Annotated in this window: 24 protein-coding genes; 15 read left to right on the top strand and 9 right to left on the bottom strand. The window is 65.1% G+C overall.

Features of this window, described 5'->3' with window-relative positions; genetic code table 11:
- Window position 1 precedes the first annotated feature (1 nt).
- The 3 genes from AC2D9V_RS06050 (at window position 2) to yddG (ending at window position 3312) form a co-directional block, all read left to right on the top strand.
- The gene (locus AC2D9V_RS06050; protein ID WP_484713124.1) at window positions 2–1168 is read left to right on the top strand and encodes a sugar-transfer associated ATP-grasp domain-containing protein; all 1167 of its coding nucleotides are present in this window, start codon (window positions 2–4) and stop codon (window positions 1166–1168) included.
- Window positions 1169–1243: 75 nt separating this feature from the next.
- Window positions 1244–2386, top strand: coding sequence for a sugar-transfer associated ATP-grasp domain-containing protein (locus tag AC2D9V_RS06055; protein ID WP_484713125.1), 1143 nt, complete (start codon window positions 1244–1246; stop codon window positions 2384–2386).
- 59 nt (window positions 2387–2445) lie between these two features.
- On the top strand, window positions 2446–3312 hold the full coding sequence (yddG, locus tag AC2D9V_RS06060; protein WP_484713126.1) for an aromatic amino acid exporter YddG: 867 nt from the start codon (window positions 2446–2448) through the stop codon (window positions 3310–3312).
- On the opposite strand, the gene AC2D9V_RS06065 is transcribed toward yddG, so the two are convergent.
- The 3 genes from AC2D9V_RS06065 to AC2D9V_RS06075 all read right to left on the bottom strand — a co-directional run bounded on the left by AC2D9V_RS06065 (window position 3302) and on the right by AC2D9V_RS06075 (window position 4539).
- Window positions 3302–3466: a YdcH family protein gene (locus AC2D9V_RS06065; protein WP_484713127.1), complete on the bottom strand. Its 165-nt coding sequence runs from the start codon at window positions 3464–3466 to the stop codon at window positions 3302–3304. The two genes, yddG and AC2D9V_RS06065, sit on opposite strands and share 11 nt — an antisense overlap.
- A 99-nt stretch (window positions 3467–3565) precedes the next feature.
- Complete coding sequence (locus tag AC2D9V_RS06070; protein ID WP_484713128.1) at window positions 3566–4324, bottom strand: tRNA1(Val) (adenine(37)-N6)-methyltransferase; 759 nt, start codon at window positions 4322–4324, stop codon at window positions 3566–3568.
- Window positions 4324–4539, bottom strand: a complete 216-nt coding sequence (locus tag AC2D9V_RS06075) for a putative signal transducing protein (RefSeq protein ID WP_484713129.1) — start codon at window positions 4537–4539, stop codon at window positions 4324–4326. Before AC2D9V_RS06075 ends, AC2D9V_RS06070 begins: the two co-directional genes overlap by 1 nt.
- Before the next feature lie 45 nt (window positions 4540–4584).
- Here AC2D9V_RS06075 and AC2D9V_RS06080 point away from each other — a divergent pair, with 45 nt between their 5' ends.
- The 8 genes from AC2D9V_RS06080 to AC2D9V_RS06115 all read left to right on the top strand — a co-directional run bounded on the left by AC2D9V_RS06080 (window position 4585) and on the right by AC2D9V_RS06115 (window position 14564).
- Window positions 4585–5592 (top strand): polyprenyl synthetase family protein, encoded by a 1008-nt coding sequence (locus AC2D9V_RS06080; RefSeq protein ID WP_484713130.1) that lies wholly within the window; start codon window positions 4585–4587, stop codon window positions 5590–5592.
- 276 nt (window positions 5593–5868) lie between these two features.
- Complete coding sequence (locus tag AC2D9V_RS06085; RefSeq protein WP_484713131.1) at window positions 5869–6696, top strand: FHA domain-containing protein; 828 nt, start codon at window positions 5869–5871, stop codon at window positions 6694–6696.
- Complete coding sequence (locus AC2D9V_RS06090) at window positions 6680–7834, top strand: PP2C family protein-serine/threonine phosphatase (protein WP_484713132.1); 1155 nt, start codon at window positions 6680–6682, stop codon at window positions 7832–7834. Before AC2D9V_RS06085 ends, AC2D9V_RS06090 begins: the two co-directional genes overlap by 17 nt.
- Window positions 7835–7837: 3 nt before the next feature.
- On the top strand, window positions 7838–10099 hold the full coding sequence (locus AC2D9V_RS06095; protein ID WP_484713133.1) for a hypothetical protein: 2262 nt from the start codon (window positions 7838–7840) through the stop codon (window positions 10097–10099).
- 134 nt (window positions 10100–10233) lie between these two features.
- Window positions 10234–12306 carry a dynamin family protein gene (locus tag AC2D9V_RS06100; RefSeq protein WP_484713134.1) on the top strand — a complete coding sequence of 691 codons (2073 nt, stop codon included), beginning with the start codon at window positions 10234–10236 and terminating at the stop codon, window positions 12304–12306.
- A 36-nt stretch (window positions 12307–12342) separates the two neighbouring features.
- Entirely contained in the window at window positions 12343–13293 is a 951-nt protein-coding gene (locus AC2D9V_RS06105) for a dynamin family protein (RefSeq protein ID WP_484713135.1), read from the top strand.
- Window positions 13294–13306: 13 nt separating this feature from the next.
- Complete coding sequence (locus tag AC2D9V_RS06110) at window positions 13307–13675, top strand: hypothetical protein (protein ID WP_484713136.1); 369 nt, start codon at window positions 13307–13309, stop codon at window positions 13673–13675.
- Between the two features lie 31 nt (window positions 13676–13706).
- Window positions 13707–14564, top strand: coding sequence for a hypothetical protein (locus tag AC2D9V_RS06115; protein ID WP_484713137.1), 858 nt, complete (start codon window positions 13707–13709; stop codon window positions 14562–14564).
- Here AC2D9V_RS06115 and AC2D9V_RS06120 read toward each other — a convergent pair whose 3' ends face one another.
- The 6 genes from AC2D9V_RS06120 to AC2D9V_RS06145 all read right to left on the bottom strand — a co-directional run bounded on the left by AC2D9V_RS06120 (window position 14565) and on the right by AC2D9V_RS06145 (window position 20704).
- The gene (locus AC2D9V_RS06120) at window positions 14565–15560 is read right to left on the bottom strand and encodes an ABC transporter ATP-binding protein (RefSeq protein WP_484713138.1); all 996 of its coding nucleotides are present in this window, start codon (window positions 15558–15560) and stop codon (window positions 14565–14567) included.
- A 1-nt stretch (window position 15561) separates the two neighbouring features.
- Window positions 15562–16599: a Gfo/Idh/MocA family protein gene (locus AC2D9V_RS06125; RefSeq protein ID WP_484713139.1), complete on the bottom strand. Its 1038-nt coding sequence runs from the start codon at window positions 16597–16599 to the stop codon at window positions 15562–15564.
- Window positions 16596–17435 carry a carbohydrate ABC transporter permease gene (locus tag AC2D9V_RS06130; protein ID WP_484713140.1) on the bottom strand — a complete coding sequence of 280 codons (840 nt, stop codon included), beginning with the start codon at window positions 17433–17435 and terminating at the stop codon, window positions 16596–16598. The genes AC2D9V_RS06125 and AC2D9V_RS06130 overlap by 4 nt, the downstream gene beginning before the upstream one ends.
- Complete coding sequence (locus AC2D9V_RS06135; protein WP_484713141.1) at window positions 17435–18355, bottom strand: carbohydrate ABC transporter permease; 921 nt, start codon at window positions 18353–18355, stop codon at window positions 17435–17437. The genes AC2D9V_RS06130 and AC2D9V_RS06135 overlap by 1 nt, the downstream gene beginning before the upstream one ends.
- A 174-nt stretch (window positions 18356–18529) precedes the next feature.
- Window positions 18530–19777 carry an ABC transporter substrate-binding protein gene (locus AC2D9V_RS06140; RefSeq protein ID WP_484713142.1) on the bottom strand — a complete coding sequence of 416 codons (1248 nt, stop codon included), beginning with the start codon at window positions 19775–19777 and terminating at the stop codon, window positions 18530–18532.
- A gap of 42 nt (window positions 19778–19819) precedes the next feature.
- A complete protein-coding gene (locus AC2D9V_RS06145) occupies window positions 19820–20704 on the bottom strand; it encodes an N-acetylmuramic acid 6-phosphate etherase (RefSeq protein WP_484713143.1) in 885 nt (294 codons plus the stop codon).
- A 153-nt stretch (window positions 20705–20857) separates the two neighbouring features.
- Here AC2D9V_RS06145 and AC2D9V_RS06150 point away from each other — a divergent pair, with 153 nt between their 5' ends.
- From AC2D9V_RS06150 to nagA, 4 genes are read left to right on the top strand one after another with little or no spacing between them, the layout of a single operon-like run.
- Window positions 20858–21694 carry a glucosamine kinase nucleotide-binding domain-containing protein gene (locus tag AC2D9V_RS06150; protein ID WP_484713144.1) on the top strand — a complete coding sequence of 279 codons (837 nt, stop codon included), beginning with the start codon at window positions 20858–20860 and terminating at the stop codon, window positions 21692–21694.
- Window positions 21694–22461, top strand: a complete 768-nt coding sequence (locus AC2D9V_RS06155) for a GntR family transcriptional regulator (RefSeq protein ID WP_484713145.1) — start codon at window positions 21694–21696, stop codon at window positions 22459–22461. Before AC2D9V_RS06150 ends, AC2D9V_RS06155 begins: the two co-directional genes overlap by 1 nt.
- Window positions 22458–23480: an SIS domain-containing protein gene (locus AC2D9V_RS06160; protein ID WP_484713146.1), complete on the top strand. Its 1023-nt coding sequence runs from the start codon at window positions 22458–22460 to the stop codon at window positions 23478–23480. The genes AC2D9V_RS06155 and AC2D9V_RS06160 overlap by 4 nt, the downstream gene beginning before the upstream one ends.
- On the top strand, window positions 23477–24592 hold the full coding sequence (gene nagA, locus AC2D9V_RS06165; RefSeq protein WP_484713147.1) for an N-acetylglucosamine-6-phosphate deacetylase: 1116 nt from the start codon (window positions 23477–23479) through the stop codon (window positions 24590–24592). The genes AC2D9V_RS06160 and nagA overlap by 4 nt, the downstream gene beginning before the upstream one ends.
- Window positions 24593–24639 lie beyond the last annotated feature (47 nt).

The following is a 24639-nucleotide window of genomic DNA, read 5'->3' on the forward strand; positions in this document are numbered from 1 at the left end:
CATGGCCGAAGAACCGGTACTGGTCACAAGACTGCCGGAGCGGTCCTTCGACCTGCGCCGCGCCGTGCAGGTCGCCGCAGCCGCCCGGGGGCTTTCGACCTTTCGTCTCGGCGTTGAACTCTGGCGGCGACAGCATGGCCGCCAGCAGCTGACCCCGCAGGAATACTTCCTGCACGGTGCGCATCGCGCGGAACTGACCAACGCAGAACGCGACATGTTCATCGGCGACGAGCTGGGCTTCAAGATCAGCGCCGAGCTTGGCGCCAAGGGACTTCGCTTTGCCGGTGTTTTTCTGGACAAGGTCCTTTGCGACCTTGTCCTTCGCAGCCTTGGCTTCCGGATTCCCCGGATGCAGGCCTTTGCCGGTCCGCCGAGGGGACCGCTGCCCTACCCGGTACTTCAGACCAAGGCGGCACTGAAGACGTTCCTTGATCATGAAGCCGAGCTGCCGGTCTTCGGCAAGCCCTTCGCCGGGTCGATGAGCCTTGGTGCCGTCTCGATCGTGGGCCGGCCGGAAGTCGGACGACTGGTCCTTGGTGACGGCCGCAACGTGTCTTCTGCAAAGTTCGTCGAAGACGTCTTCACCCATTACGCCAGCGGCTATGTCTTCCAGGACATGCTGTTGCCAAATCCGCTGATCGTACCGCTGACCGGCCCGGTCCTTGCCACTGCCAGGATCGTGACGCTGCGGGTGCAGAGCCGGGTTTCCGTGCTTTATGGCGGTGTGAAGTGGCCGGGCAAGGGCGCTATGGTTGACGGTCCGGCGTCGCTTAGCAGCATCGAGGCAAGCGTGGATCCCTTGTCCGGAAAGGTCATCCGGGTGCAGGACCCCGGTCGCCTTGGCGGGCACTCGCTTGATCGAAACCCCGTCACCGATGCACTGCTGCCCGGGCGGGAGGTGCCGGATTGGGAAGCGGTCAAGGCCCTTGCCATCGCTGTGCATGAGGCATTTCCCGACCAGCCGATCCTGGGCGGCGATTTCGGCATGGCACGGGACGGCCCGGCAATCGTCGAGCTGAACAGCCGTCCGGGAATGTCATTCTACCAGAAGACCCAGGCCCGCGGACTTTGGAATCCGGACATCGCGCCATTCCTGACTGCGGCCTTGGCCGAGGCCGGCTGTCATCGCCCGACGCGTGCGTTTCCGCTTCCGTGGCGGGTTGCATGACAAAGCGAAGCGGCTGCAGGATAGGGATGCGTGTGTTGCCCGGTTGCCGAAGAGAGGTTGGTTGTGCCGAAGATCTTGTCGCATGAACCGGAGGGACGCAGGGTCGATACATCCGGTGCCGCGCGCTATGTTGCCAAGAAGCGCAAGACATCGGTTCTTCGCATCGGGCTGGAGATGCTGCGTCTGTCACGCGGACAGGGCTGTCTGACCCATGACGACTACTTTCTTCTGGGGGCCTGGCAGCCTGGATTGACCTGGTCCGAGCGGCTGTCATTCCTCAGCACACCCGCCGTCGTTGCGCTGAACCAGGCCCTGACGCCGCCGCTTTCGGACAGTGAACGACACCGCACCGACAACAAGCTGCTGGCGGCATCCATCTGTGCGGAGGCGGGCCTGTCGCAACCGGTTATCCGGGCTGTCGCAACCAACACCCAGCCGATGGGCGGCCATCGCTGGCTCGATGGTCCCGAGGCAATCAGGGCGTATCTCTGCGAAGCGGACGTCCTGCCCTGCTTTGGCAAGCCTGTCTGGGGTCGCGCCGGCCTTGGTGCAGCTTCGTTCGAGGCGCTTGCGGACGACGATCACATCAGGCTTGGGTCCGGTGCCGTCGTAAGGCTGAACGATCTTGCCGAAGAGATCTGGACGGATTTTGCCAACGGGTACCTGTTTCAAGAGCTTGTGCGTCCGCATCCGGCCCTCAAGGCGCTGATCGGGCCGGTGATCGGGACATTGCGCGTGGTGACCCTAGATGCCGGAGACGGGCCGGAGGTGCTGTATGCAGGGGCCAAAGCCCCGGCGGCGAATGCGATGGTCGACACCTTCGCTGGCCCCTTGGGGGGGTACGCGGCGGTAGACACCCAAAGCGGGCGCATCCTGCGCCTGCAGGATCGCCGCCAGCTTGGTGGAACGGACCTTGAACGGTTCCCCGTGACGGGTGCGATGGTCGCGGGATCATCCGTGCCGCATTTCGCCGAGGCCCTGGACATGGCCATCCGGGGGCACAGCGCGATCGGGGACCGGGGCATCATCGGGTCCGACATCCTGATCTCGGAACGGGGACCTTTGCTGAACGAGGTCAATCTCAACCCGGGACACTCCGCTTACCAGATCGCCAATGCCCGCGGGGTTCTGAATGAGGAGTTCCTGCCAAGGTTTCGCGCTGTCAGGCATCGGTTTCTTGCGGTAACCCCTCGTCCGAACCTGTGTCCCCTGCCATAAACGGGACGAATCATGGAAGTGGCGCCGGGGTTCGGGCAAGCCGCGATCTTGGGAAGGAAATGACACGGTCGCAGGCAACGCTGATCGGCTTCACCGCCGTGCTGATGTGGTCACTGCTGGCGCTTCTGACCATCGCCAGCGCACCCGTGCCGCCTTTGCAGCTGAATGCCGTCTGCTTTGCCATCGGTGGGCTGATCGGGCTGGCATGGACCGCGAGATCTGGCCTCGGCGTTCTGCGGAACGTCGGCTGGAAGGTCTATGCTTTCGGCACGGCCGGCCTTTTCGGCTATCACGTGCTTTACTTCAGCGCCTTCCGGCTTTCGCCAACGGCCGAGACCGGGCTGATCGCCTACCTCTGGCCGCTCTTCATCGTGCTTTTCTCAGGGTTTCTGCCAGGCGAACGGCTGCGGCCCGCGCATGTAGTGGGGGCGCTGATTGCCTTTGCCGGGGCCGGTCTGATCGTGCTGGGGCGCGCCGATGGGGGTGCCGGTTCATTGGCGGGGATGGGGCTTGCCTTCCTCTGCGCGCTTGTCTGGGCCGGCTATTCGGTCCTGTCGCGCAGGCTCGGCACGGTGCCGACCGAGAGCGTTACAGTCTTCTGCCTTGCGACGGCGGTGCTGTCATTCGCGGCGCATCTGGCGCTGGAGGAAACCGTCTGGCCAGACGCACCCACTGGCTGGGCTGCGCTGATCCTTCTTGGACTCGGACCGGTCGGTGCGGCCTTCTTCACCTGGGACATCGGGATGAAGCGTGGCAACATCCAGATGCTTGGCGTCGCGTCCTACGCCGCTCCGCTATTGTCGACGCTGGCATTGATCGCGGCTGGATTGGCCCAGCCGACATGGAACGTCGCCCTGGCGGCGGTTCTGATCGCAGGCGGGGCAGCGCTGGCCGCGCGGGCCAGCGCAAACGACGCTAGTGGCTGAGACGGGTGATCTCTTCCTTCAGCCGCAGTTTCTGCTTCTTCATCTCGGCGATCTTCAGGGCATCCGAACCTGGATTGCGCTGGGCCTGTTCCACCTGTTCGGAGAGGGTTTCGTGCTTCTTGCGCAGTTCCACCAGATGCGAAGCGACCGTCATGGCTGTCCTCCTGTCAAAGCTACCCATAGGAGGAGTGCAGCACGAAACCCGAGTCGTGTCACCTCTTGTTACGGTGATGTGACCACGGAATGCATCGCATTAGCTGAACCGTGCCAGAAGGTCGGCGCCGTCACGCAACACGGCGTTGGCTTCCGGGGTATAGCTCTCGCGGTCGCCGTCATGGCTTGCCCCGCGGTGGATGACGAGGGGGGCGAGAAGCCGGAAGGGCGCGCGTCCGCCCTTTCGCGCCCGCAGCAGCACCCGCAGCGCTGGTTTGCCGCTGCGCGGTGCAAGGGGCAGCAACTCGACCGATCCAAGCTTATTTCCCGTGGTCGACAACACTTCCGGGAGGCCATCGGCAAGGCAGACAAGCGTCAGCCAGCCACCGGGACGCAAGCGGCGGGCTGCGGCGGCCACCCAATCGGCCAGCGGGGTCTGCACCTGCATCGCCTTGGCGCGCCCCGCGTCGGGTGAAGGGCTGCCGCCCGCCGGATAGTAGGGCGGGTTGGCGATCACGTGATCGAAGTCGTGACGCAACGCCTTGGGCATCCGGGTCAGGTCCCCCTCGTGCACCTCAAGCGCAATCCGGTTGCGGCCGGCGTTCTGGCGCGCAAGTTCGGCGTAGGCGGGCTGCAGCTCAAGGCCTTTCAGAACCAGGCCCGGCACCCGAAGCCCAAGGCACAGCGCTGCGGCACCCGCTCCGCAGCCCAGATCAAGCACGCTGTCCCCGGGCCTGGCCGGGCAGGCGGCGGCCAGAAGGACAGGGTCGGTCGCCGCCCGATAGCCCTTTAGCGGCTGAAGAAGCCGCAGCCTGCCGCACAGGAACTTGTCATCCGAAAGCTCGTCCGGGGCGAACATCAGTCTTTGGGAAGGATGTCGTTGTCGCGCAGGATGGCGACCGCGCGGAAATGATCACGGTCCGCGACCATCAGTCGCTGCGGGAGGATTCCGATGCTGCCGTCAAGGATGCTCATGTGGACGTCGAGAGGAAAGGTGGGTATACCCTCGCCCGTCAGAAGGTGGGTGGCGAAGGCGATCAAGGTAGGGTCGTTCGTTCGCAGAAGTTCCTTCATCCGAAAGAGTTAACCTCGCCAATGGTGCGGGGGCAAGGGCAGGACATGGACGGGGCAGGCGAGGCAAAGGCGAAGGCACCGCAGGACCGGCTGGCCGACTGGCTGGCCGAAGACATGGCGCAAGTGAACGCCCTGATCCGCGAGCGGATGGCCAGCCGGCATGCACCCCGGATCCCGGAGGTCACGGCGCACCTGGTCGAGGCCGGAGGCAAGCGGCTACGTCCGCTGCTGACGCTGGCAGCGGCACGAATGCTGGGCTACGGCGGGTCGGACCACGTCAAGCTTGCCGCAACGGTTGAATTCATCCACACAGCCACGCTACTGCATGACGATGTCGTGGATGAAAGCCACCGCAGGCGCGGGCGACCGACCGCCAACCTCTTGTGGGACAACAAGTCCTCGGTCCTTGTCGGGGACTACCTCTTTTCCCGCAGCTTCCAGCTGATGGTCGAGACCGGCAATCTTAGGGTCCTCGATATCCTGGCCAATGCCAGCGCGACGATAGCCGAGGGAGAGGTTCTGCAGCTGACCGCGGCGCAGGACCTGGGCACGACCGAGGCCGTCTATCTCCAGGTGATCCGCGGCAAGACGGCCGCTCTCTTCTCGGCCGCGACAGAAGTCGGCGCCGTGATTGCCGGTGCGCCCGAGGCTAAGGTGCGTGCGCTGTTCGATTATGGCGATGCGCTTGGGATCGCCTTCCAGATCGTCGACGATATCCTTGACTACGGCGGCCAGGATGTCGTGATCGGCAAGAACACCGGAGACGACTTCCGCGAACGCAAGTTGACCCTTCCGGTGATCAAGGCAGTCGCAAAGGCGACGCCGGCCGAGCGGGCCTTCTGGGAGCGCGTGATCGAAAAGGGTGACCAGCGCGAGGGTGATCTGGGCGAGGCGCTGGCGATTCTGTCTCGACATGAGGCAATCGCGGCTGCCCGGCAGGAGTCTTTGGCCTGGGCCGGAAAGGCGCGTCATGCCCTTGACAACCTGCCCGCGCATCCTGTGCGCGAAATGCTTCTTGAACTTGTGGATTTTGTGGTAGAACGCGTTTTGTGAACGGATTCAAGGCGTCCGGACCGCGAAATGACCGAATTGGCATCATGTTTTAGCCAAAGTTGTCACTATTGTTGTCAGTGTGGCCGACCTGAAAAGGGCAGCCCGGACCCGAAGGCTTGAATGGCCAGGACCCGGTGCCCATAAATGATCCGGACGTGCACCGGACAAGGCCCAGGTTGAGGTCGGACTACCGAAACCGCCCCGAAAGGCGTGGGTCGGTTCTCAAAGGCGTGAGATATTGCTCCGCAGGTCAGAGCGGAGAGGGAGTGGGGCGGAATGCGGTTCTTCGATTGGCTTTTTCGCCGAAAGCCGAAGGGACGTCGCAAGAGTGCGGCGTTTCGCGGGTCCGAAGCAGAAAAGATCGTTGCCACCAAGGCGGCGATAAGCACGGTTGCGTCGGGTGACGGGCCGGCGGCCGGTCGCTTTCCGAAGTTGTCCGACAGCTCGCCCGAGGTTCTGACGCAGACGCCGAACAGCGCCACGGTTGCCAAGGACGGGCCGCAACCTGCAAAGAACATCTGGGATCTTGAGGATCCAAGCGGCGATCTTCTCGCCACGGCGCCTCAATCTGCGCCGGGCGCCGAGGCAAGTCCGCGCCGTCGGTCGACCCGTACGAAGACCCGGGTCCTTGGATTCGAGCCGCAGCCTGCCGCAGTCGTGCCGTTGTTCGACGAAGGCAGGATGGATGGGCTCGCCGACAGTGGCGACAAGGCCAGTGTCGTCCAGTTCCCGACTGGCTGGCTGATCGTGAAGGAAGGTGCCGGACGGGGTGCCGCCTTCGCTTTGTCGCAGGGCGTATCGCAGATTGGCCGGGGGTCGGACCAGACGGTTGCGCTGGATTTCGGCGACATGGCGATCAGCCGTCAGAACCATGCGGCGATCGCCTATGACGCAGGCACGCATCAGTTTCACATCGGGCATGGCGGCAAGTCGAACCTGGTGCGGCTGAACGGCAAGCCCCTTCTGTCGGTCGAGGTGATGCGCGACGGGGACGAGATCCAGATCGGCGAGACGACGCTTCTGCTGAAGGTTCTGTGCACGCCGTCGTTCAACTGGTCGGCCTCAGACGCGGGGGGGGATGGCCATGATGTGGCGATCGCGTGAGCCGCGCTATGATGTCGCCTCGGGGATAAGCCAGGGCGCACGGGACTATCAGGAGGACGCGATCACCGCCGATTTCCCGGTGGGGGCCGAGGCGGGGTTCGTGGTGCTCGCGGACGGGATGGGCGGTCATGCGGCGGGCGATGTCGCCTCGAAGATCGTGCTGACCGAGGTCTATTCGGAACTCAAGTTCCACTTTGCCGATGTCGAGGCCTTCGAGACGAAGGCGCCCGAGATCCTGCGCGGGGTGGCGAACCTGGCGAATGACACGCTGCGCCAGCACACGCGGTCGCACCCCGAGACCGAAGGCATGGGGGCGACGCTGGTGGTGCCCTGCCTGATCGAGAACCGGCTGTGGTGGATTTCGGTCGGGGACAGCCCGCTGTTCCTGTATCGCGGCGGCAAGCTTGTGCAGCTGAACGAGGACCATTCGATGGCGCCGCAGATCGACTTCATGGTGAAGTCGGGGCTGATGGATGCCGAGACCGGGGCGAACCACCCGGACCGGAACTGCCTGATCTCGGTCTTGATGGGGACGCGGATCCCGAAGGTGGACTGCCCGGTGAAGCCGGTGGAGCTGAAGGCGGGTGACATCGTGATCTGCTCGTCGGACGGGCTGCAGTTCCTGACCAACGAAGAGATCGAATGGGTGGTGCGGCGCTACTCGAAGAAGCGCTCGACCGAGATCGCCGAGCGGCTGCTGGAAGAGCTGCAGAAGCTCGACGATCCCGACCAGGACAACATCAGCTTCACCATCATCAAGGTGAACGACGCAAGCGTGCGGCCGAAGGAAACCCGCCCGCCCCGCCCCTCGGTCGCCATCGCACGGCCCAAGCGCCTCACCACCGTCGTCGTAGACCCGCAGCTTATCCCCATGAACACGCCGGCGCCGGCGCCGCTTCAGGCCCCGGCGGCTCTTGTTCCGGTGCCTGCCGCGGCAAAGCAGACTGAACGCCCCGCGCCCTATCGCTGGGCCGAACCGCGCGAAGAACCCGCTGCAGAAGACGCCGCGCCCAGCGAGCCGGTGCTCCCCAGCCGCCGTGTCGTTGCCGTGCAGGAGCCCCAGGCGCCGGAAACTGCCGGTGTCGAGGATCTCAGTCGCGCGCGCTTGCGGCCACGTCGCGTGATCGTCATAAAGTAATCCATGGCAGAACCGGACGCAGAACTGACGGTCGCGCAGCGGCTTGGCCAGCTACTGGACCGGGGTCTGCTTCCCGCGGGCGGCCCCGCCGAGGCGGCTGAGCGACTGATCGAGCGACTTGAGCGGCCTGCCAGGGTGGCGCTTCTTGGCCTTCCAGGGGCGGGAAAATCCGCCATCCTCAACCTTCTGACCGGGGCTGTCGTGGTCCCCGAGACGCTGCGGCTGCCGACGATCATCGTCCAGCATGGCAGCGAGCCCCGGATGCTCTGCACTCTGCCGGATGGCCGGACAGAGACCGTGTCCGGAAGCGATCTGAACGATGTCCTCGCCCTGAACCCCGCCCTTGTGACGGTGGAAATGGATCTGCCGTCACTGAAGGTGATCAGCCTCCTGGAAGTGTCCGCCGGACCGATGGAGGCCGAACAGCGCCGCGCTGCGATCTGGGCAAGCAAACGGGCTGACATCGTGATCTGGTGCTCGACGTCCTACCTGCCGAAAGAACAGCAGGTCTGGGAAGGGATGCCCGATGTCGTCAAGGACAACGGGTTCCTGTTTCTGACCAAGGTTGACCTCCTCGGCAGTCGCGAAGCCGCCGACGGAATGCTTGAACGGGTCGAGGCGCGGGCCGGGGAAGAGTTCCGCCAGGTTCTCGCGATTTCGGCCAAGCAGGCGCGCGCCGCGATGCCGCCGGGCGAACCTGTGAACCGCGACCTCTTCCGTGACAGCGGTGCCGCAGCGGTGATCACCACGATCAAGAGCCGGGTGCAGGCTGCGCGCCGGGCCGACACGGACATGGCTGAACTTCTGCTCGCCCGGCACGTCGAAGCCGGCGGGATCGTCGCTCGCCGGTTCGCCGGACCCGGCGAGGGCAAGCCTAATGTTCCCGAGGCTGCACCGGCCTGGACACCGCCGCCGGAGGCATCCCCGGAAACGCCGACCACCGCGGGGGGTGCCGCAGAGGCGCTTGAACCTGTAGCCGCGGCACCCGCGATAGAGGCGACGCCAGAGCCCGAAGCGGCCCCGGAACCCGGACCTGAACCGGAGCCCGCCGCAGAGCCGGAACCCCAGGCATCTGCAGAACCCGAACCAGAACCTGAGCCGGAACCCGTTCGCTCTGTCGCATTCAGCCGACAGCCTGATCCTGATCCCGAGCCGCAACTTGCGGAAGGACGAAAGCGCTTCTCTGACCGAATAAAGCAGATGCCGGTGCCGGATGTTGCGCCAACCGTTCCCTTGAGGTCCACCTGGAAATCCAAGGCTGACACGGCTGCGGCCCGGACCGCGCCGCCAGCGCCGGAAATGCCGCAACCCGAAAGCCCAAGGCCGGAGCGTCGCCAGGAACCGCGGCCGCGCCAGGCCGTCGCAAAAGAACCGGATCCGCAGGAAGATGACGAAACGCTGGCCCGCATGCTTGCATCGGTTGCCAGCCCGGAACCCGAGGGCCGCGAGCCCGAGCCCGTCTCATCAGCAGACGTCCCAGAACCCAACCCGGAACCGGAAGAAGACACGGGTGCCGAAGAGGGCACCGAGGCTGATGCCGGCGGCCCGGTCGAAGACGATTTGCCGCGCTGGGCCGAGCGGCTGAGACCTGTTGAAACCGATGCGAGTGCTGAGCGCGCACCCCGCCCCTCACTATTCGGATCGCGCAAGCCGGTTCCGCCGCCTGCGCCAGGCCCGGCTCAGCGAACCTCCGAGCGTGTCGCCCGACCGACCGAGCCCGTTACCCGGGTCCGCGCGCCCGCCCCCCGCCCGGCGGAGCCTGCCCGTCCGGTGTCTCCGTCGCCCGAAGAACTGGCAATGCCTCGCATCCTGCCGCAGCGCGAGCGCCCGCAGGCGCAGAACGATGCCGGGGAACCGCAGCGGACCGAACGACGCGAGCGTCCGCGTATTGCGCGTGTTCTCCCGGCAGCCGTGCCGGCTGCAGCCGAAGCCGCCGCCCCGGCATCCGCGGCTGAGCAGGACCTTGTCGAAAGCGCCATCCGGAAGATCATGGAGCGATCGGCCCGTCTGGCTGAGGCAGTCGATCCTGATGAAAAGGTTCCGGTCGACATGATCCTGGACCATAGCCGCGAGACGGTCGACGAGGTGATCGCCCTTCTGGGGCCTGCCAGATCAACTGGCCTGAGGCGAATCCTTGCCGATCTTGGCGAAATTCAGGACATCATCATGCTGATGCAGTTGGAAAAGGGGCACGCTCCCGCCGACGATGCGCTGACCTTGCTCTTGCAGATTCGCCGTGATTTGGAAACATTGCACGCCGCGTGATGCGATTATTGACCGAAGAATCGTCAGAAACCTGCCCAATTCGGACCACTTTCCAAACTTATGTCATGATTGCGGGGACTTGCGCCTTTGTATCTGGCATACAGTGGTTCGAGGCATCGTTTTGAGGGGTAAGCATGGGACTTGGTGCCATAATTCAGGACGATGATCCGGCGGCCGAAACCGGCCAGGCCGTTCAGTCCATTCCTGAACCCGCGCTGAAGCGGAACTTCCCCGGGCTCGGGCGCATTGCCGATTCGATCAAGCAGTTCGAGGACGTGCTGCGCGATTTTGTGACCATGTCCGATGGGGACACCTCGAAGAAGGTGACCCGCATCCTTCAGCAAGTCCGCGAAGTCGAACCTTCGGTCACCGTCATCGGGCAGATCAAGGCGGGCAAGACGTCCCTCATCAACGCGATGATCGGCGAACCGGGTCTTCTCCCGACGGATGTGAATCCGTGGACTTCTGTTGTCACCTCGCTGCACATCAACACGCCCAGCCCTGAACTGAACGTGCGCGCAAAGTTCAAGTTCTTTGACAGTGCCGAATGGGACAAGCTGGTCTCGAACGGCGGCAGGATCGGCCAGCTTGCGGCCCGCGCCGGCGCGGATGAAGAGCTTGAGAAGTTGCGCCTGCAGGTCGTGCAGATGCGCGAAAAGGCGCAAGCCCGCCTTGGCCGGAAGTTCGAACTGCTGCTCGGCACCGAACACCGCTACGGCACGGTCGATGATGCGCTTCTGCGCCGCTATGTCTGTGTCGGCGACGAAGAGCTTGGCGGTGCCGACCAGGGCCGCTTCACCGATATCACCAAGTCGGCCGACCTCTACATCGAGCGGTCGGACTTCCCGATCATGATGTGCGTGCGCGACACGCCCGGCGTGAACGACACGTTCATGATGCGTGAGCAGATCACGATCAACGCCGTGCGCGACAGCCGGTCCTGTATCGTCGTGCTTTCTGCCCATCAGGCTCTGACGACGATGGACATGGCGCTTATCCGCCTGATCGCGCATCGCCAAAGCCGCGAGATCATCATTTTCGTCAACCGGATCGACGAACTGCCCGACCCGGCCAGCCAGGTGCCCGAAATCCATCGCGCGATCCTGGAGACGCTGGAAAAGAACAACGCGCCGCAGGACATCGATATCATCTACGGGTCTGCCCATTGGGCGAACGCCGTCCTCGAAGGCAAGATCGACGACATGACCGACGACTCGACCGAGTCGGCGATCAACTGGACCCGCGCCGCCTTCGCTGACAAGATGAATGCCTGGTCTGCCGAACAGCTGGTCTGGCACGCCTCGGGCGTCCCGGCGCTGCTCGAGGCGCTGGGTCAGCGCATGTACGAAGGCCCGGTGCACGAGGCGCTGCAGAAGTCCGCACGTCAGGCGCTGAACCTCGCGCAGTCGCTGGATGTGGTGGATCAGGTCCGTATTCTTGAATCTGACGGCCAGCTGAACCGGACGATGACGCCGCAGCAACTGGATGCGGAACTTCGCCAGATCGAGACGGCCGCGGTCGAAAAGCTGACGCATCTCACGAACAACGTCTGCAAGGATTTCACCAACCGGATCGATCAAAGCTACGAGCGTTTCCTTGAACGCGCGACCAACAGCCTGATCGAACACCTGCAGGCGAACGGTGAGGACGCGACCTGGCACTACAGCCCGCTTGGCCTGCGGATGCTTCTCAGCTCCAGCTATCAGGTCGTGCTGAAGAAGATGCACGGCATCGCCGCCGAGGTGAACAACGAGACCGCGATCAAGATCGCCGACCTTTACGGCAAGACCTTCTCGATCGTGGTCGAGGGTTTCAAGATCGAGACGCCGGTCGTCAGCTACATCCCGCCGCCGATCAACCTTGGCCAGACCATCGCGCTTGACCTCCAGGTCAGCTGGTGGAAGGGCTGGTGGCAGCGCCGGCGCGGCTACAAGGCCTTTGCGCAGGATTTCTACAAGCTGATCCGGGCCGAAACCGACCCGATCATCAATGACCTGAAGACCATCCAGATCGGCCTTTTCCGCGAACGCACGCAAACCACCCTGCGCGACTTCCTGCAGGAACAGCGCGAGCTTCTGATGAGCGCGCTGGCCAGCTCGGAAATCTCGATGGAAGAGATGAAGGAGCTCTTCGGCGTGAACGCGTGGGAAGACCGCCAGGAATGCCTGGCGTCGATCATGGACGAACTTGCGGTCTATGCCGAATAGGCCCGGACAGCGCAGGAAAGGACCTAACTTATGCCGATGACCCGCAAACCCCGTATCGCCATCATGGGCGAGTTCAGTTCGGGAAAAAGCACGCTGTGCAACGTGCTGATGGGGGCTCGGCCGCTTCTGGAGAAGGTTACCGCCACCCAGTTGCCTCCTGTCTGGCTGTCATATGGCCCGGATGACGCCTACACAATGGGTCTGGACGGCATCGCCTATGACCTTGACCTCCGCGATCTTGAACAGGTGTCGCTGGAAACGACGGAACATGTCCGCATCCATATGAAAAGCGACATCCTGCGCTACTGCGACCTGATCGACATGCCCGGGATCTCTGACCCCTCGATGTCGCCCGAGGTCTGGGAGCGTATGGCCCACCTGGCCGACGGCGTCCTGTGGTGCACCCATGCGACCCAGGCCTGGCGGCAGTCGGAAAGCGGCGTCTGGAACAGCTTCCCCGAGGAAATGCGGCGCAACAGCCTGCTTCTGATCACCCGCTTCGACAAGATCCTGAACGATTCCGACAAGTCCAAGGTCGTCAAGCGCGTCACGCAAGAGGTTGACGGGCTTTTTGCCGAGGTGTTCCCCGTGTCGCTGCTCAAGGCCATGAAAGCCGGCGACAATGAGGCGATGTGGATCGACAGCGGCGCGCAGGCTTTCACCAATGCCCTGTTCGAGATCATCCACCGCCTGATCGACGAAGGCGCGCCCGAACCTGGGCAAGAGGACCAGCCGGCGATCACTCCCGACAGTTCCGATACCGCCGAGGTTGGCCAGAGCCTGATCGCCCGCTCATTCGAACGCCTGACGGTGATCCGCAACACCCCGGTGATCAAGGTCCTGCCCCGCCGCGTGGCTGCGGGAGAAAGATTGCTCAGGACCGAACGGCCAACGGCCGAGGCCGGACCGGCGGTCGTATCCTTTTCGGATGACGTGATCTTCGACTCCGGCAACAAGATGGCCGGCGGACGATCGCAAAGCAACTGACCGGGAGTAAGCCTTGGGCGTGATCGACACCCTTGCTGCGGTGGTAAAGGCCTATCCGCAGGCCCGTGTCGTCGCATTCGCCGATCTCTCGTCGCAGATGATCCTTGCAAGTCAGGGGACCCAGATGGTCACCCAGGAATACCTCGAACACCTCTGTGGCGAAGCGCGGCGCAGCTTTGACGATCCGCTGTTCTCGCTGACGCTCGAAGCCTTCAGCGAACCGCGCGCGGCGGTCATTCTGGGCGAGACTGACGTCAGGGTTTTCCTGCGCTCCGAGGTAGAGCCAGCGGATGCGTTGTGCTGCATCTGCGGACATGGCATTGATCTTGGCGGCTTCGTCGAAAAGCTACAGGAAACGCTCGACAGCATCTCCGGCGCCTGACCGCTGCCCGGGAACCAGGAACGGACAAGGCTTGAACAAGGCAACCATACCGATCATCGCGCGCCTGAATGCCCTGCAGACCCCGGCGGTGTTTGCGGCGGACGGGGGCCGGCTGATCGCCGACGGCACCAGCAGGGCGCCTGCGACCGCGCTGATGCGCGAACTCAACGAGACCATCCTTGGCCGGGCTCTCCGCTTTGACCGCGGCGGCGATGTCAGCCTGACGCTGGAGGTCTCGGGACGTCGGGTGCTGCGCGTGACCGAGGCGCGGGGCCTGCCGGGGGCCGAGGCCTGCCTTGCGGCCGAGGTTCTGGAAGACGAACACAAGGACGACGTGATCAAGCTGGTGCAGGCGCTCGCCGTGCCGGGGCATGACCTGCGCTTGTCGATCTCTGCGCGCACTGTCGCGGGCGAAGGCGTCAGCGTCGGCCTGCCGGTGGCGCTTCTGGCCGATCTCATGCTGGTCGAGCTGAACGATCCCACTGGTGGGCAAACCCCCGACGACACGGCCTCACCCGCGCCAGCGGCCGAGCCGGAACCCGAGGCCCAGCCCTCCGGCAGAAATCTCGTCGGCTTCGCCCAGTCCCTTGGCTCCACGCTCATGGCATGGGTTCTCCGTGGCGGACCCGACGACGGAGCAACCGAAGGCCCCGAGGAAATGGTTACTCACCTCCAGGGCTTCCTCGACGACGATACGGACTCGCTGCACCGGCAGCTTGACCTGATGACAGGCGATCCGGGCGGGGCTGCCTGCGCAGTTCTTGGAACTGCCCTGATCGAAGGTCAGGGCGTTCTTTGCGCAAGGTCGGGCGACGCGCTTCTGCTCGCGCTTTTCGAAGGCACCCCGTCCCTTGTGCTGATCAAGGCCTGGACGGACGCACGGGGCTGATCAGCGGCGCTGCCCCTCGGGGTCGAACTGGAACATGCGCTCGCGTTGCGGGGTCAGGAAAACCCGTTCCGACACGCTGTAATCATGCTCGCCGAACAGCCGGACGGTCAGCAGCCCATGCGTGTCGTGGCGCGCATAGACCAGCGTTTCGCCGCCCAGCTTCTCGATATGGCTGACTTCGGCCGGCAACTCGCCCGCATCGCGTGAGATCGACAGGTGTTCGGGCCTGATCCCCGCCTGCCCGGGCGCAAGCCCTAGACTGGCGGCATCAAGGAAGTTCATCTGCGGACTGCCGATGAAACCCGCGACAAAGGTGTTCGCCGGGTTGTTGTAAAGCTCCATCGGGCTGCCGACCTGTTCGACCTTGCCCGCGCGCAGGACGACGATCCGGTCGGCCAGCGTCATCGCCTCGACCTGGTCATGCGTCACATAGATCATCGTCGCCTTCAGGTCGCGGTGCAGCTTGGCGATCTCGATCCGCGTCGCCACGCGCAAGGCGGCGTCCAGGTTGGAAAGCGGTTCGTCGAAGAGGAACAGCTTCGGCGTCCGCACGATGGCCCGCCCGATGGCGACACGCTGGCGCTGGCCGCCGGAAAGCTCGGCCGGGCGGCGCTCCATCAGGGGGCCAAGTGACAGCATCGCCGCCGCCTTGTCGGTCGCGGCGGTAATCTCGGCCTTCGGCTGGCCGGCCTGTTTCAGCGCCAGCCCCATGTTGTCGCGCACGGTCAGGTGCGGGTAAAGCGCGTAGGACTGGAACACCATCGCCAGCTCGCGCTTCGCCGGGGCCACGTCGTTCACCCGCTTTCCGTCCAGCAGGATATCGCCACCCGTCGCGTCCTCCAGCCCAGCGATGATCCGCAAAAGCGTGGATTTCCCGCAGCCCGATGGGCCGACGAAAACGCAGAACTCGCCATCGTTCACGGTCAGGTCGACGCCCTTGATCACCTCGGTCTGCCCGAAGGCCTTGGTGATGCCTTTCAGTTCAAGCGCGCCCATGTCACAGCCTCACAGGTTGGCCGGACCGGACGCTTTCGTCGGCGGCAAGGCAGATGGCCAGTGACTGCACGGCATCTTCCATGTGCCGGGTCAGGTCGATGTCTTCCAGGATCGCGCGCGCCATATAGGCCTGCTCGCGCTCGCACAGCTCCTGATGGCCCGGCTCGTCGGCCATCGACAGGTCCTCATCCGGCTGGCCCACGCGGTGGACGCGGATGGTGCTGGTCTTGGTATGCGTGTCGTGATCGTCGGATTTCGCGCTTTCGGGCATCCGGATCGAGACGGCGCCCTTGGGGCTGACCACGTCCTTCACGAAAAATGCCGTGTCCGACATCATCGGCCCCCAGCCAGCCTCGTACCAGCCGACGCTGCCATCCGCGAACAGCACCTGGAAATGGCCGTAGTTGTACATGTCCTTGGCGATCTCGTCGGACAGCCGGACGCCCATCCCGCGGACCTCCACCGGCTTCGCGTCGGTGATCTGGCACATGACGTCGACGTAATGGACCCCGCAATCGACGATGGGGCTTGTCGTCTGCATGAGGGTCTTGTGCACCTCCCATGTCGGGCCACTGGATTGCTGGTTCAGGTTCAGCCGGAAGACATATGGCCCGCCCAGCGCCCGCGCCTCTGCGATCAGCCGCATCCAGCTTGGATGGTGGCGCAGGATATAACCGATCACGACCTTCTTCCCGTTCGCCTTCGCGCAATCCACCACGCGGCGGGCATCGGCAACGGTCGTCGCAAGGGGCTTTTCCACGAACACATGCGCCCCCGCCTCCATCGCCATGCAGGCATAGTCAGCATGGCTGTCGGAGTAGGTAGAGATGTTCACAAGGTCCGGTTTCAGCCGTGTCAGAGCCTGTTTGAAGTCCGGCTCGACGGCATATCCCGCCAGCTCCGGGTCCAGCTTCGGCGTTGACCGGTTGACCAGCCCGACCAGATCGAAGGCCGGATTGCGGTGATAAGCCAGCGCGTGAGACCGGCCCATAGTGCCCAAGCCGGCGACCAGAGTACGGATCGTTTGCCCGTTATTCATTTGACTGCTCCAGCAGTGATCCCGCGGATCAGTTGGCGCGAGAAGATCAGGTAAAGGATCAGGACCGGCACGATGGCCAGCGAAAGGGCGGCAAGGACGGCGTTCCAGTTGGTGACGAACTGCCCGATGAAGACCTGCGCGCCCAGGGTGACGGTCTTCGTCTCCTCTGCCGGGGCAAGGATCAGCGGGAACCAGAGGTCATTCCAGATCGGGATCATCGTGAAGACCGCGACGGTCGCCATGGCAGGCCGGACGAGGGGGAGGACGAGCGAGAAGAAGATCCGGTACTCCGACAATCCGTCGATGCGCCCGGCGTTCTTCAGGTCGTCCGAGACGGACTTCATGAACTCCGCCAGGATGAAGACCGCGAGTGGCAGGCCCTGTGCCGTATAGACGAGGATCAGCGCGGTCAGGGTGTTCACGAGGCCGGAGGCCACCATCATCTCCAGAATCGCGACGGTGCCGAGGCGGATCGGGATCATGATGCCGAGGGCAAGGTAGAGACCCATCAGCGTGTTGCCCTTGAACCGGTACTCGGACAGGGCAAAGGCCGCCATTGCGCCGAAGAGGAGGACGAAGAAAAGGGATGCCACGGTGACGATCAGGCTGTTCTGGAAGTACAGGAAGAAATCCCCCTGCTTCAGGACCGTTTCATACCCCACGAGATCGAAGTTGCCGGGCAGGGGCAGGGCAAGGGGGTCGGCGAAGATGGCCTTCCGGCTCTTGAAGCTGTTGATGACGATCACGAAGACCGGGAACAGGGCGATCAGGGTGTAGGTCAGGAGGACCGCATGTGCGGCGATCGTCCGGCCGGTGGAAATGCGGGCGCTGGCCATCAGAACTGATACCTCCGCAGGCGGGTCTGGATCCCCCAGAGGTAGATGCAGACCCCGATCAGGATGATTCCGAACATCGCCCCCGCGATGGCGGACCCCATGTAGGGGTCGCCCAGTTGCAGCTGGAAGCCGAAGAAGGTGCGATAAAGGAATGTGCCGAGGATGTCGGTACTGAAATCAGGCCCCGCCAGCGCGCCCTGCGCCACGTAGATCAGGTCGAAGGCGTTGAAGTTGCCGACGAAGGTCAGGATCGAGATGATCCCGATCGCCGGCAGGATCAGGGGCAGCTTGATCTTCCAGAACTGCGACCAGCCGGTGATGCCATCCATCTCGGCGGCCTCGATCACCTCGTCGGGGATCGACAGGAGGGCGGCGTAGATCAGCATCATCGGGATGCCGACGAACTGCCAGACCGAGATCAGGGCGAGGGTGGTGAGGGCGTATTCCTCTTTCCCCAGCCAGGGGGCGAAGAGGAATTTCAGGCCCACCGCGTCCAACATGCCGGGGGCGATGCCCCAGATGGGGGAGAGGATCAGTTTCCAGACGAAGCCGACGATCACGAAACTCAGGATCGTGGGGATGAAGATCGCGGTCCGGTAGAAGGCGGCCATCCGCAGCCGGGGGGTGGAAAGGATCGCGGCGAGGGCGATGCCGATGGGGTTCTGGACCAGCATATGGATCACGAAGAACCAGGTGTTGTTTCCCAGCGCGTTCCAGAAGGCGTCGGACCAGAGGGCGTCGCCGAAGAGGGTGGCGAAGTTCTGGAAGCCGACGAAGACCCTCTCCCCGGCCTCGGTCACATTCATCATCGACTGGGCGAGCGTGCCGAAGAGGGGGATGATCATCAGGGCGGTGTAGACCAGCACCGCAGGGGCAAGAAAGACGGCGATGTGCCAGCGGACGGGCTTGCGGGCGGCCATGTCCTTCCCCCTTTCTGGGTGGTTGACCACAGTGGTCAAATTCGGAAAATTACAGGAAATCAACAGGTTGAGCGTGGGCATTTACCCGGTGTTAACCCGTGGCTGGGCGGGCCGGGAGGCGTCCCCCGGCCCGTTTCGCGGTCCCGGATCAGGTCCGGGAGGACGGAAGGGCCGTCACTTCTGCGGTTCGAACCAAGAGGCGAGGCCGGTCTGCAGACGCTCGGCCGCGGCTTCGGGCGTTTCGGACCCGCGGATCACATTGGCCGAGGCGTTCCACGTCTCGTTCTCCAGGTTCGGCGTGCCGCGCGACAGGATCTGGTAGGTCGACCGGATCGTCGACTGGCACTTGCCGCGCCAGGAGACGAATTCCTGCGCCAGCGGGTCCGCCATTTCCACCGGGGTGGAGTTCAGGCTGAAGAAGCCGGGCAGGGCGTTCGCGTAGAGCGTCGCGAATTCGGGCGAGCCGACCCATTCCAGGAAGACCTTGGCCGCCTCGGCATTCGGCGAGGCCGCGTTCAGGCCGATGGCGATGTCGGTGTGGTCGGAGATGTAGCAGGTATCCCCGGCAGCGGCGACCGGCGGCGGGAAGGCGCCCATCTTGAACCCGGCCTGGGCGTTGAAGCCCGAGATTTCCCACGATCCGGCGGGATAGATCGCGGCGCGGCCAAGGGTGAAGAGGTTCTGGCTGTCAGGATAGGTCTGCGCCTCGAACCCGTCGCCCAGATAGTCCTTCCAGCGGGCAAGCTCGGTGAAGGGGGCAACCCAGGGCTCATCCGTCAGCTTCTGGGTTCCGGCGATCAGGGCGAGGCGGCCCTCTTCGCCCTTCCAGTAGTTCGGCCCGATGTTGTTGTACCCCATCGTGGCGGCTTCCCACTGGTCGTTGGTGCCCATCGCCATCGGGATATAGGTGCCATCGGCCTTGATCGCGTCCAGCACGGCGAAGAATTCGTCGCGCGTCGTTGGGACCGACAGACCAAGCTGTTCGAATGCGTCGGCGTTGTAGATGAAGCCGTGGATCACCGAGGCCATCGGCACGCAGAAGGTGGCTGCGCCGTCATCGGTCTGCCAGGCCGACTTGGCGACCGGCGAGAAGTTCGCCATCGCGGCAAGGCCCGAAAGGTCGGCAAGGTGGCCCTGGTTGTAGAGTTCCAGGCTGGCGTCGAACGGACGGCAGGTGATCAGGTCACCGGCCGAGCCCGCCTGTAGCTTGGAGTTCAGCGCGGCGTTGTATTCCGCCGGGGCCGTCGGCGCGAAGGTGACCTTGATGTCGGGGTGCTGCGCCTCGAAGGCGGGGATGATCGTGTCCTGCCAGATGGTCAGGTCGTCATTGCGCCAGCTTTCGATGGTCAGCGTGGTCTCGGCCAGGGCCGGACCGGCCAGCAGGGTGCTGGTCAGAAGTGCGATCTTGAAGTTTCTTGTCATGTCTTTCTCCCTGTTTGGGCGCGTTGGCCCGGTTGGTTCACGTCAGGTCTTCATCGCCTCGGCCAGATGCCCGCCGCTGTGGCCAAGTTTGGCAAGTGCGGCTTCGGGCGTTGCCCCGCGCGCCACGAGGACTGCGGGCTTCACCGCGCCGTTCGTGCGGTTCAGCGCCACGCGGGCCACGCCGGTATCAACGCCGGCAACACGGGCCACGATCCGCGCGGCGCGGTCACGAAGCTTGGCATTGTCGGCGATCACGTTGACCATCATCCCATCATGGACATGACCGAGCATGACGCCAAGTGTTACCGACATGAGGTTCAGCGCCACCTTCTGCGCCGTCGCGGCCCCGAGGCGGGTGGAACCGGCCACGATCTCGGCCCCCGTGTCCAAGAGGACCGGAACCTCGGCGGCCTGAAGGAGTGCGGAGTCCCTTACGTTGGCAATGCCTACGATGTGGACCCCGGCCTTTGCCGCCATGTCGCAGACAGCCAGCGTGTAGGGCGTGGAGCCGGAGGCCGAGATGGCAATCAGCACATCGCCCTTGCCAAGGCCCGCACGGGCAAGATCGGCAGCGGCGAGGGACGGGTCATCCTCGACCCCGCCGGTCATCTTCAGAAGCGCATCTGCGCCACCCGCGAAGAGCATCGGCGTGCGGTCGACCGGAATGCCGAAGGTGCCAAGAAGCTCAAGGCAGTCGGCCAGTGCCATGAGGCCGGACGATCCGGCGCCGGCATAGGCCAGCTTGCCGCCCGACTGCAGCGCCTGCGCGGCGAGGGTGGCGGCACTTTCCAGCGCGGGTAGGGCGGGGTGCAGCGCAGCAAGCGCCTGTTCCTGGGCCGAAAGCGCACGGGCCAGCACCTGACCGGCCGGCAGGGTGTGAAGCCCATCGGACAGTGGATGCAAAGCCTCGGTCGAGCGGTCTGCCATCTGATTCCCCCCCTGTGACAAGACAATGCCAAAATAATACCACTTGTAAAGAGCCTTGTTGAAACTGGCGTTTTTCAGGTGTTTGTCAGCTATCGGATGATACCACTTTTCAAATGGTCTTGTTTTGGTATTGTGTTGGGCGGGAGGATTCGGATGCCGCTGTACCTCGGGATCGACGGTGGGGGGACCGGCTGCCGCGCGGCGGTGGCGGATGGATCTGGCCGTATCCTTGGCCAGGGGCGGGCGGGTCCGGCGAATATCGCAAGCGATGTGATGGGGGCGCGGGACAACATCCTTGTTGCCGCGCGTGAGGCCCTTGTGGCGGCGGGATCGGATGCGGACCTGTCAGGGCTCGCGGCAGGTCTTGGCCTTGCCGGGGCGAATGCTGCCGGCGCGTCCGAGGCTTTGCGCCGGGCGCTGCCCTTTGCGCGCCTGCGGATCGAGACGGATGCCATCGCTGCGGTGAAGGGGGCGCTGGGCGCGCGGGACGGGATCGTTGCAGCCATCGGCACGGGCTCGGTCTTTGCCAGCCAGCGGGCGGGCGTGATCCGGCAGATCGGTGGCTGGGGGCTGGTGCTGGGGGATGAGGGCAGCGGTGCGCGGCTGGGGCGGACCCTGCTGGCGGCGGCCCTGGGAGCGGTGGACGGGTTCCGGCCGATGACGCCCCTGTTGCGCACGATTCTTGACGAACATGGCGGAACCGAGGGGGTGATCGCCTTTTCGCTGGCGGCGCGGCCGGCGGATTTCGCGGTGCTGGCGCCACGGATCCTGTCTGCGGACGACCCGGCGGCGCAGGCAGTGGTGTCGGCGGCGGTCGAGGATGTCACGGCGTCGATCGCAGTGTTGCAGGGCGACGGGTCGCTGCCGGTGTGTTTCATCGGCGGACTGGGGGATGCCTATGCCGCGCGGCTGGCGGGGCGGTGGCCGATCATTCCGGCCGCAGGCTCGGCGCTGGACGGGGCGTTGACGCTGGCGCGGGAGGCGGCGTGATGGAGGGGCTGTTCTCTCCGGAAGGGTTCGCAGGCGGCGCGGGGCCTTTGTACCTTCAGCTTCAGCGGCGGATCGCGGATGCGATGCTGCGGGGCGTGCTGCCGCCGGGGGCAAGCCTGCCGGCGGAACGGGATATCGCGGCGATGACGGGGCTTTCCCGCGTGACGGTGCGGAAGGCGATTGAGGCGCTGGTGGCGCAGGGGCAGCTGGTGCAGCGGCGGGGGTCGGGGACTTTCGTTGCGCCGAAGGTCGAGCGGCTGGAGCAGGCGCTGTCGCTGCTCACAAGCTTCACCGAGGACATGGCGCGGCGCGGGAAGTCGGTGGAGTCCACCTGGATCAGCCGGTCGGTACAGCCGCCGACGCCGGAAGAGGTGATGGCGCTGGGCCTTGGCGCGGGCGACCGTGTGGCGCGACTGGAGCGCGTGCGCCGGTCGGATGGCGTGCCGCTGGCGATCGAGAGGGCCAGCCTGCCGACGCAGGTGCTGCCGGACCCGGAGGCGGTCGAAACCTCGCTTTATGCCTTGTTAGAGACATATGGACAGCGCCCGGTGCGGGCGGTGCAGCGGATTTCTGCGGCGAACCTGGGGCCACGGGATGCGGAGCTTCTGGGTGTCACTCCCGGTGCGGCGGGGCTGCGGATCGAGCGGATCGGGTATCTCGCAAACGGCAAGGTCGTGGAGTTCACACGCTCGCTTTACCGGGGCGACGCCTATGACTTTGCGGTCGAGCTGACCCTGACACCCGGCAGCGAAAGGACGAACGGATGACAAGCCACATGGCGCGGGAGGTTGCCGAGATACCGGAGGCCGCGCGGCGGTTCCTGACCCAGTCGGCGGGGGCGATGGCCGAGGCGGCGCGGGCGATGCGTGCGGCCGACCCGGCGCTGGTCGTGACGGTGGCGCGGGGGTCGTCGGACCATGCGGCGACCTATCTAAAATATGCGGTGGAGCTGATGGCCGGGGTGCCGGTGGCAAGCGTCGGGCCTTCGGTGGCGTCGATCTACCGGCGGCCCCTGCGGCTGGGGCGGGCGGTCTGTGTGGGCATCTCGCAGTCGGGGGAAAGCCCGGACATCGTGGAGATGATGCAAAGCGCGGCGGCGGGCGGGGCGCTGACGGTGGCGGTGACGAACCATGCGGAAAGCCCGCTGGCCCGGGCGTCGGCGCATACGCTGGCGCTGCAATCGGGGCCGGAGCAAAGTGTGGCGGCGACCAAGACCTTTGTCGCCTCGGTGCTGGCAGGGTTGGCGCTTTTGGCCGAGTGGCAGGAGGATGCCGCGCTGCGCCGGGCAGTTGCGGAGTTGCCAGACGCGTTCCAGCGTGCGCTGGCGCTGGACTGGTCGCCCCTGTCGGACCGGCTGAGCCGGGCACAGTCGCTCTATGTGCTGGGACGCGGTCCGGCCTTTGCCATCGCGAACGAGGCGGCGCTGAAGTTCAAGGAGACCTGCGGCCTGCATGCCGAAAGCTTTTCGGCCGCCGAGGTGCTGCATGGTCCGGCGGCGATCGTGCAGGCGCAGTTCCCGGTGCTGGCGCTGGGGGTCGAGGATGCCGCCCTGCCGCGCCTGAAAGAGACGGCGGCACGCCTTGCCGCGCAGGGGGCCGATGTCTTCCTGACCGGGGCCGACGTGCCGGGGGCGGTCCGCCTGCCCTCGCTGCCCGACCTCCATCCTCTCTGTGCACCGCTGGTCCTCGCGGTCAGCTTCTATGCCATGGTCGAGGGTCTGGCCCGCCGCCGGGGGTTCGACCCCGACGTCCCGCCCCATCTGCGAAAGGTGACGAAGACGGTATGAGCGCGCAGGTCTTTACCGGAGCGGCGGTTTTCGACGGGACGCGCCTGCATCCCGGCGGGACGCTGCGCGTGGCGGATGGCCGCGTGACCGGCCCCGGCGCGGGTGAGGAGGTCCGGCTGGATGGCGGCATCCTGGCACCGGGATTCCTGGACCTTCAGGTCAACGGCGCGGGCGGGCGAATGGTAGACGGCACCACGACCGCCGACTGGCTGGCCGAGATGTGCGACATCCATGCCCGGCTGGGGGCCACCGGCATCCTGCCGACGCTGATCACCGACACGCCTGAGGCGACCGCCCGCGTGATCGCCGCCGGGACCGAGGCCGCGCGGCGGCAGACCCCCGGCTTTCTGGGTCTGCACCTGGAAGGCCCGCACCTCGACCCGCGCCGGAAGGGCGCGCATGACCCTGCGCTGATCCGGCCGATGACCGAGGATGACCTCGTGCGCCTCTTGGACGCAGCGGCGCGGCTGCCCTCGCTTTTGCTGACGGTCGCACCAGAAAGCGTGACGCCCGAACAGATCGGACGGCTTGCCGCCGACGGGGTCATCGTCAGCCTTGGGCACAGCGACTGCACGGCTGCCGCGGCAAAGGCGGCGATGGCGGCGGGTGCCGGCTGCGTGACCCATCTGTTCAACGCGATGAGCCAGCTTGGCAACCGCGAGCCCGGGCTTGTGGGTGCGGCGCTGACCGGTCCGGTCCACGCGGGTCTGATCGCCGACGGGATCCACGTGGCACCCGAGGCGATCCGCATCGCCATGGCGGCAAGCGACCGGATCTTCCTTGTCAGCGATGCGATGGCGGCAGCGGGAAGCGACCTGTCGGAGTTCACCCTGAACGGGCGCCGCATCCTGCGCCGTGACGGAAGCCTGCGGCTGGAGGACGGCACCCTTGCCGGGGCCGACCTGACCTTGCCGCAAGCCGTCGCCGTGATGGTCGGCCTTGGCACGCCCATTGAAACCGCGCTTGCCATGGCGACATCGCGGCCCGCAGCCTGTATGCGGCGTAGGGATCAGTTGGGCAGCCTGCAACCGGGCCGCACGGCGGACATGGTGCATCTTGGGGCCGACGGAACGCTGCGGGCGGTCTGGCGGGCGGGCCAGAGGATCGCCTGACTGCGGCAGGACAGCGGCCTTTCGTTCAAATGCAACCGGTTAAGCGG

The organism is Tabrizicola sp. T46, from assembly GCF_057219895.1.